The sequence below is a fragment of the Sphaerisporangium sp. NPDC049457 genome (assembly GCF_055586705.1).
Window position 1 is genome coordinate 134,774 of sequence record NZ_JBVJHR010000026.1, and the last position, 8,577, is coordinate 143,350.

General features: G+C 64.7%; 8 protein-coding genes. 4 read left to right on the forward strand and 4 right to left on the reverse strand.

Going from position 1 to position 8,577, the window contains the following annotated elements; translation table 11 throughout:
• Positions 1-5: 5 nt before the first annotated feature.
• The gene (locus ACZ6QO_RS33580) at positions 6-2,045 is read left to right on the forward strand and encodes an AAA family ATPase (protein ID WP_465856782.1); all 2,040 of its coding nucleotides are present in this window, start codon (positions 6-8) and stop codon (positions 2,043-2,045) included.
• Between the two features lie 11 nt (positions 2,046-2,056).
• Positions 2,057-2,707 (forward strand): HAD family hydrolase, encoded by a 651-nt coding sequence (locus ACZ6QO_RS33585; protein WP_465856786.1) that lies wholly within the window; start codon positions 2,057-2,059, stop codon positions 2,705-2,707.
• 450 nt (positions 2,708-3,157) lie between these two features.
• On the opposite strand, the gene ACZ6QO_RS33590 is transcribed toward ACZ6QO_RS33585, so the two are convergent.
• Positions 3,158-3,658, reverse strand: a complete 501-nt coding sequence (locus tag ACZ6QO_RS33590) for a site-specific integrase (RefSeq protein WP_465856788.1) — start codon at positions 3,656-3,658, stop codon at positions 3,158-3,160.
• Between the two features lie 428 nt (positions 3,659-4,086).
• The gene (locus ACZ6QO_RS33595) at positions 4,087-4,425 is read right to left on the reverse strand and encodes a hypothetical protein (RefSeq protein WP_465856802.1); all 339 of its coding nucleotides are present in this window, start codon (positions 4,423-4,425) and stop codon (positions 4,087-4,089) included.
• On the opposite strand from ACZ6QO_RS33595, the gene ACZ6QO_RS33600 reads away from it, so the two are divergent.
• Positions 4,322-6,046, forward strand: coding sequence for a glycoside hydrolase family 6 protein (locus tag ACZ6QO_RS33600; RefSeq protein WP_465856800.1), 1,725 nt, complete (start codon positions 4,322-4,324; stop codon positions 6,044-6,046). The genes ACZ6QO_RS33595 and ACZ6QO_RS33600 overlap by 104 nt on opposite strands.
• Positions 6,047-6,397: 351 nt before the next feature.
• Positions 6,398-7,117, forward strand: a complete 720-nt coding sequence (locus tag ACZ6QO_RS33605; protein WP_465856790.1) for a DinB family protein — start codon at positions 6,398-6,400, stop codon at positions 7,115-7,117.
• A 99-nt stretch (positions 7,118-7,216) separates the two neighbouring features.
• Here the strand turns inward: ACZ6QO_RS33605 and ACZ6QO_RS33610 are convergent, their stop codons facing one another.
• Entirely contained in the window at positions 7,217-7,348 is a 132-nt protein-coding gene (locus ACZ6QO_RS33610; RefSeq protein WP_465856792.1) for a hypothetical protein, read from the reverse strand.
• Positions 7,345-8,337: a magnesium and cobalt transport protein CorA gene (locus tag ACZ6QO_RS33615; protein WP_465856794.1), complete on the reverse strand. Its 993-nt coding sequence runs from the start codon at positions 8,335-8,337 to the stop codon at positions 7,345-7,347. The genes ACZ6QO_RS33610 and ACZ6QO_RS33615 overlap by 4 nt, the downstream gene beginning before the upstream one ends.
• Positions 8,338-8,577: the final 240 nt, after the last annotated feature.

Genomic DNA, 8,577 nt, shown 5'->3' on the forward strand with positions numbered 1-8,577 from the left:
ATGTCATGCGGATAACTGGCATTCACGCCGAAAACTTTCTATCTTTTCGATCGCTCGATCTTGCTCTCGATGGATCTCTGACGTTTGTCACTGGCCCGAATGGGGTTGGTAAGACAAATCTTGGACGATGTTTGGATATTGTGCTTGCAGTCCTCGAACACCACACAGGGAAGCTGGCTACAGAGCGGGTTGAACTCTATCGGTCCGCCGGCCGCGACGGTGCGGCAACGTTTAACGTGTCTCTCGATATCGAACTTGATCAGCAATGGGAACGCGATTTAGTTGGCTATTTCGTTAGAGCTGCCTTCATCTCGGGCGAAGCGGCTCGCTCAGTAGGGACTTCTTACCTAGACAGAGTAGCAGAGGATAAGTTAGCGATTAATTCGCTTAGCCCTCTATGGTCAGGCACGCTAAGAGTGCATTTCGATGCCTCCATGCGCAGTTCATGGTGGGCGACCTGGGACTTCGATAACGCGGGTAAGTCCTGGCATATCCCTCTGGTCGGTCAGGGAACAGGCAAGCTAGCGCCTGATGCAGGCGTACCTTTCGCTGCCGCTGTCGGCCATCAAATTAGCTTCACTCGGTTCATGCTGGCCATTGAAAACAACGACCCTGCTGAGGTGCAGAAGTCGGTCGCAATGTTGATGAATCAGATTGATTTGTCTGTCGCATTAAACAAGTCTTCAGGTAATCCGGTACAATTTGATGTGGCGCCGCTAGTAGATACATCGAGCGCGGTCCCTGTAAGCATAAGAGAATTGGCTTCTGCTTTTCTAGTTGAACGCCCGGACACCCTTAACTTCACCTACGCGCAGGTCATCGCGCAGATCCTTCGGCGTGCTATCATCTTTACCGACAATCGCCGTGTTCCTCCTCGGCGTTACTTCGATTCTGCTGAACTGAAGTCGCCGGCTGATCTACGCGATGGAAGCAATCTTGCCGGTGAGCTGTTTCGTCTGAAGAACGGCCATGTGGAGGGTCGCAGTCTATATCGCGAGATCGAAAAGACTTTTTCTTTCCTTACTGGCCAAAATTTCGGGATACGCGCGGCTGTCGATAGCGGCGACGATCGGTATGGCTGGATAGTTGAGCCAACGATTATAACTGATTCCGGGGAAATGCCAATTGAGTTTTCTGGTGCGGGCATCCAGGAAGCGCTCATGTTAAGCACTCTACTTACTGGCCCGTCAGGTCGTTTCTTTCTATTAGATGAGCCTGCTGTCAATCTGGAACCGACAATGCAGCGCCGACTGATCACACTCTTGCGCAAGGCGGGTCAATGCCTGGTAATAACCCACAGTCCGGACATGGTGCCGGTTGATAGAGAAGAGGATCTCGCTAGCATCGTTCGTCTGGCCCCGCGGCCCGACGGTCCAGTAATTCGCCGGGTTAGGGACCTTCCGCGATCGGAGTGGATGCGATGGGTTCAGCTATTGGAGCCATCGCACGTTCGAGCTTTGCTGTTTGCTGCAAGTGTCATTCTATGCGAGGGCAGCACGGAGGTCGGAGCACTCGCTCAGTGGTGGCGCGATACGAGCAGTCTGAAGCTTCCTGATCCGGAAGCGGCCAACATGCCCATTATTAGTGTCGACGGTGATCGCAGATTCGGGACCTACATCGATTATCTTGATGCCTTCGGTATACCTTGGGCAATTGTCGCTGACGGTCCGGCGTTACGGAGCAGTAGCGACCTTGCCAAGCATCTATTAAAACGAGCCGAGTATCCACCAGGGCCGGCATTTGGTAAAGACTTTTTCGAGTCTCGCGATTATTGGCGTAATCTGGGAGTGTTCAGCCTTGCCGATCAATTCGGTGATGATGGCAGAAAGCTTGGCGAGTTCGAAGCTTACCTAGAGCGCGTGGACGGCGAACTTTTCGCGAAAGTGTGCACTGAAGGGCGTCGGAGCAAGCCCCGCCGCGGCGCATATTTCGCTGCCCAAACTTCCCAGCCGAAAGAGGTGGCTGATTTGTACATTGCAATTAGTGAATGGCTCAATCTTAGAGCGAGCTCCTCTCCCAAAGGATTAGCCTTGGGGTCTGCTTAAGATGAGCGGCTATGCAACGGCTTGCTCTCTTCGACTTGGACAACACTCTCGTCGATCTGGACCAGGCATTCCGAGCGTGGGCCGAGGAGTTCGCTGACGAGCGCGACCTGGGCAGCGGGGCGGTTAACTGGCTGCTTGCTCTCGATCGGGCCGGCTACCCGCATCGTGAGGTCTTTTTCACCAAGGTTCGGGACCGTTTCGCCTTGCCAGAGTCGGTCGGCGAGCTTTGGAGCCGCTACCGTCAGTGCATGCCGTACCTCGTTCACTGTCGACCCGAGGTGATGGAGGGGCTGGCACGGCTACGCGCGTCCGATTGGCGGGTGGCGATCGTCACCAACGGAACTGCGGACAACCAGCTAGGCAAGATCCAGCGGACGGAGCTGGCTGAGGCCGTGGACGCCTACGCGCTCTCGGGAGTCGAAGGCATCCGCAAGCCCGACAGCGGTCTGTTCGAGGTCGCGGCCAAGCGCTGTGGCGCGATTCTCGCCGACGGGGGATGGATGGTCGGTGACCACCTCGTTGCGGACATCGGTGGAGGGCGGGCCGCGGGTCTACGCACGATCTGGATTGATCGCGGCACCTGGTCTAGCGACGATCACGGCGCGGATCACGTCGTTTCCGACGTGATCCAGGCCATGGAGATACTTCGGTCGTGGCAGTAGCCGTAGGCCCGCGTCGCGCCTGGTGGGACGTCTGCTGTACAGCAGGGAGTACAGCAACACAGCCTCACAAGAGCGTACGCGAGCAGTCGTCCTCACACGCTTGAGCAGGGCGACGAGGCGCTGACGTTGGTGTTGCCCGCAGTTCGCATCGAAGGGGTAGGGGGGCCGGATCTTGCTAACGCGGATGCTAACTGCGTCCCTGGACGGGTGTAGACGCTCGTAGAAGACGATCAAGTAAATCGGCTTCTGACCAGCAGTGCAGAGACGCCGAGCGACGTGAGGAGACGGTCTTCTTCCGGCTTTTAATCCGTAGGTTCAGGGTTCGAGTCCCTGGCGGCCCACCTGCGAAAACAGGCGTGTTGGGCCTTGCTTCGGCCCGCACTACAGCCATCTTGTACAGCCAACAGGGCCGGACCCCGTCTTGGGAGCCCGGCCCTTGTGCTTCTGCGCTCATCCGAAGAGCTTCTTCGCGACCGCATCAACGGCCTCCCGCTCGACCTCGGGCAGGACGTGAGCGTAGGTGTTCATCGTCAGCCCGATCTGACTGTGTCCGAGCGTCTTCATCACCGTTCGGGGAGAGGCGCCGCAGGCGATCAGGAACGAGGCGCAGGCGTGTCGAAGGTCGTGCAGCCGCAGCCAGTCGAGCCCCGCCTTGGCCCTGGTCTTCCGCCACCTTGTGCTGAGGTTCCCCGGCTCGATTGGTGTGCCAATGCTCGAGGCGAACACGAGCCCGCTGTTCTTCCACTTCTCCCCCGCGGCGAGTTGTTCGACGGCCTGCTCTCGCTTGTGCTTCCGCAGGGCGGCCAGGGTCGCCTCAGGGACGGGCACAACGCGACGAGACCGGCTCGTCTTGGGGTCAACGAGCTGAAGCGACCCGTCCGCCCGCTGGAGGCTCTGGCGTAGACGGTCAAGCCGATGCTTGCCGAGCCCCGGGATGACCCATCGCTCCACCTTGGGCTTGTACGTGCTGTCCAACGTGAGCTGACTGACGGTGCGCGGCGCGATGGTGTCGAGTCACGTCCGCATCCATTCCTCGACCGTCGGCACCCGCCCCGGCTTGTCCACCTTGCCGAAATACCGCTGCTTCTCCAACTCCCGGACCTTGCGCGTCAGTGGCGCCCTTGCGGTGCCGACGATCAGGCGATCCGTCGTCCTGGGGCGCACGGCTCGTGGTGCAGCACATTCATCAGCCGTTCCAGGTGCGCCCGCTGTGCGTCGGTTGCTGGACGATGCGCACCGGGTGGGCTGCTCAGCGTGGTCGGTCTGGTCTACCGGTTGCGTCGTGTCGGCCTGCGGGAGCACCTCGCCGGTCGGGCGGAGGGCTGAAGCTTTCAGGAGGGTGGGCGGGTGGCGGGGCCGGTAACGGTGTCCTTACCGAGCTAGGAGGGCTGATCGGGGCCGGGTGACGGGTGGCGGGGGCTTTGCGGGCGGGTGCGCGGTGTACAGGCGTGCGGGATGGGCGAATCGTGGTGGTCGCCCCCTTTCTCTGCCTTGGGGGTTTTCCGTGGCCCGGTCTTGAGGAGGCACAACGTGTTGGTGCGGTGGAGGACGCGGTACCGAGGGACCTTGGCGATGGTCGCGGGAATGGTGGCGTGCGCGGTGGTGGCGGCGGCCATGCCCGCGCTGGCGGCGATGCCGCCGGCCACGTGCCGGGTGACGTATGCGAAGACCTGGGACAGCAGCGGACGGTTCGGGGCGAGCGTCACTATCGAGAACATGGCCTCGCGGATCACCTCGTGGCGGCTGACGTTCACCTGGCCGGGGGACCAGCAGGTGGACAACGGGTGGTACGCCGCGTGGAGCCAGTCGGGCAGGAACGTGACGGCGGCGAGTTTGCCGTACAACGGGACGCTGGACCAGGGGCAGCGGATCACACTCGGCTTCAACGGGTCGTACACCGGCACCAACGCGCCGCCCGCGCTGTTCCTGCTGAACGGCGTCGGCTGCCTCGGCCCCACCCCGACGGCGACCCCGACGCCCACACCCACCCCCACTCCGACGCCCACCCCGACCCCGACGCCGACTCCCACTCCGACACCTACGCCCACGCCGACGCCGACGCCCACGCCGAATCCCGGGCGGGTCGACAACCCGTATGCCGGGGCCGACGGGTACGTCGATCCCACGTGGTCGGCCGCGGCGGCGGGTGAGCCCGGCGGGGCCGCGGTGGCGCAGACCTCGACCGGTGTGTGGCTGGACCGGGTGTCCCGCATCGCCGGTACCTCCTCGATACCAGGGCTGCGGGCGCACCTCGACGAGGCGGTGCGGCAGGACGCCGCCAACGGCGCGACGCCGCTCACCATCCAGGTCGTGCTGAACAACCTGCCCGACCGCAACTGCCTGCGGTATTCCAGTACCGGCGACTTCACCATCGAGGCGGACGGCCTCGACCAGTACCGCACCGAATACGTCGACCCGATCGCCTCGATCCTCGCCGACCCGGCCTACCGGCGGTTGCGCATCATCACGGTGATCGAGCCGGACTTCCTGCCAGGCCTGGTGATGCCGACCAACACCATGTACACCCTCCACTGCGAACCGGTCCAAGCCAGCGGCGTCTACCCGCTGGCCGTGCGGTACGCCCTGACCCGCCTGTACAGCATCCCGAACGTGTACACCTACCTCGACGCGTCCAACCACGGGAGGCTCGGCTGGGCGGACAACTTCGGCCCGGCCGCCGAACTGCTGGCGAGCGTCGGCAATGCCACCGGCGACGGCCTGCCGACCGTGCACGGCTTCGCGGTGAACACCGCCGACTACGCCGCGCTCACCGAGCCGTTCTTCACCGCCTCCACGGTGATCTCCGGGGCGTCGGTGAAGTGGACCCGCTGGGTGGACTGGAACGACTACGTGGACGAACTGTCGTTCGCCCAGGCGTTCCGCAACCGGCTGATCGCCGCCGGGTACCCGCCCACCATCGGCATGGTGATCGACACCTCCCGCAACGGCTGGGGCGGCTCGGCCCGCCCGACGGCGCCGAGTACCTCCACCGACGTGAACACGTTCGTCGATCAGTCCCGGATGGACCGCCGCGTCACCCTCGCCAACTGGTGCAACCAGATCGGCGCCGGGCTCGGCGAGCGGCCGCGGGCCGATCCCGCGCCCGGCATCGACGCCTACGCGTGGATCAAGCCGCCGGGTGTCTCCGACGGGGCCAGCGCGGCGGACGTCGTCCCCAACCCGGAGAACATCCCGTACGACCAGCGGTGCAACCCGCTGTTCCAGGAGCCGCGCGGCGCGTACGTGCCGGGCCAGGCGCTGCCGAACGCCCCGGTGGAGGGGCAGTGGTTCCCCACGCTGTTCCGGCAGCTGCTGGCCAACGCCTACCCGCCGCTGTAGCCGTGAGGCCTGCGCGGCATCAGCGTCCACACGCCGACGCCCCCGGGCGATCGCGCCGGCCACCGACAAAAGCAGCGCGCCCGACGACCGACGAGCCGTTCACCACGCCGATGGCGGTGGGCACCAGCCGGGATTCGCCCAGCTCCGGCACCACCGCCATCGCCGTGGGCGACGGCGGCTACTTGGTCACCGGCAGGTTGTGAACATTTTCCCGTCCAGGACCACCTACGCCGGCGTCGTTGGAGGCGATCGCGACGCTGTCGCGTTGTTCGCGCTCGGTTCAGGATCTGGAAGAGGCCGAATCAAGCCGGGGGGGCCGGCCTGTCGGTGCTCGGAACTAGCATGCGGAGCATGACGCGGTATGTCGACGAGGATCTTCACGGTGCGGAGTTCCGCGAATGTGATCTGACCGGGGCACGCCTGATCGGCGTCGTCATGCAGGATGCCGTGATCGACGGGCTCGTCACCAACCTCGTGGTGAACGGTGTCGAGGTCACCGAGTACGTCGAGGCGGAGCTCGACCGGCGTCATCCGGTGCGGGTGCTGATCCGCTCCGAGGACCCCGTTGACCTGCGCGAGGCATCACGTCGGCTCCATGCCGCCTGGGACGCCACGATCGAGCGGATCCGCCGTACGCCCGGCATCGAGCGCCGCAGCGTGAACGACGAGTGGTCGGCGGCGCAGACGATGCGCCACCTGGTCTTCGTCCACGACTCGTGGTTCCGCCGCTGCTGCCTGGGCTCAAGGGAGCCGTTCACGCCGATGGGCATCGGGCCGACCGTCGAGCCCTACCGTGGAGCGCACGGGCTCGACCTCTCGCTCGATCCGTCCCTCGACGAGATCGTGAGCGTGCGTGACGCACAGGCCGCCGAGCTCCAGGCCTGGCTCGACGAGGTCACCGCTGTGCAGCTCGCGGCGCGAGCGCCGGTGCCCGACGACGATGTCTGGCCGCCGTACGCCCGGGGCCGCTCGGTGGGGCAGTGCCTCGGCACGGTGCTGAACGAGACCTTCCAGCACCACGGCTTCTGCGTCCGCGACCTCGACCTGATCGAGGCACAGGACACCGAGTAGGGCCGGCTGCGGACTCGGCATCTTGCGGATGCGGGCATCGCCGACCGTCTGCGCGGTGCCCGGCCATATCAACCCGAGCGGTCGTCCGGGCGCCGCGGGTCAGGGGGTGGGGGCGGGGTTGTGGGGGTCGAGGAGGATGATGACCGTCAGGAAGATGATCCAGGCGATGGTCGCGGCCAGCAGGAGTTTGCTCGGGGAGAGCCTGCGGCGCAGGGACTCGGGCGTCTTCACAGCCACCCGCTCCTGCGCAGCAGCCGGTGGACGATGATCACGGCGATGACCATGACGCTGAGGCTGAGCGGGTAGCCGAGCAGCCAGTGCAGTTCGGGCATGTGGTCGAAGTTCATGCCGTAGATGCCGGCGATCATGGTGGGCACGGCGATCAGGGCGGCCCAGGAGGAGATCTTGCGCATGTCCTCGTTCTGTTGCATGGCCGCGGCGCTCTGCTCGCGGCCCACGAGGGCCAGGTGGGCGCTCAAGGCGCTGGTGAGCAGTTCGTTGTGCTCGTCGACCTGGGCGTCGACGCGCAACAGGTGGTCCAGGACGTCACGGAACTGGTCGCGGGCGACGCTGCACAGTTCCACCCTGCCTTTGACGATCTCCTCCAGGACCGGCACCAGGGGATCCTGGGCGGCGCGGAACTCCAGCACCTCGCGTTTGAGCGAGTAGATGTCCTCGGTGACGTCGACGTACTCGCCGCTGAAAACGCGGCGCTCCAGGGCGATGAGGTCCTGTTCGATTTCGTGGGAGATCTGTGAGTAGGTGTCGACGACCTGGTCGCAGATGGCGTACAGCACCCCGGCGGGGCCGGCGGCCAGCAACGCGGGGTCGGCTTCGAGGCGCCGGCGCACTCCGGTCAGCGGGTTCGCCTTGCCGTGGCGGACGCTGATGACGAAATCGCCGCCCAGGAACAGGTTGATCTCGCCGGCCTCGATGTCGGAGGTCTCCTGCGCGTACAGCAGCGGTTTGATCACCAGGAACAAGGTGTCGTCATAGCGTTCCATCTTCGGCCGCTGATGGGCGTGGATGGCGTCCTCCACGGCCAGCGGGTGCAGTTTCACCTCCCTGGTGATCAGGTCGAACTCCTCCTGGGTGGGTTCGTGGAGGCCGATCCACAGAAAGCAGTCGCCCCTGGCACGGGCATCGGTGAAGGCGTCACTGATGTCCCCGGTGATGGTCTCGCGCACGCCGTCGCAGTAGATCGCCTTGTCCACAATCACATCAGGCATTGTGACGGATCGGGCATTCGTCTGATCCCGGCGACGACGATGGAGGGACGGGTGATCGAGATCGGCTTTTCGTCGGAGTCACGGTGCCACAGCCGGCGCGGTCGGCGCGGGGTGGGCATGATCGCGTCCAGGGGGAGCGGGGCGGGGGGGGGGGGGGGGGGGGGGGGGGGGGGGGGGGGGGGGGGGGGGGGGGGGGGGGGGGGGGGGGGGGGGGGGGGGGGGGGGGGGGGG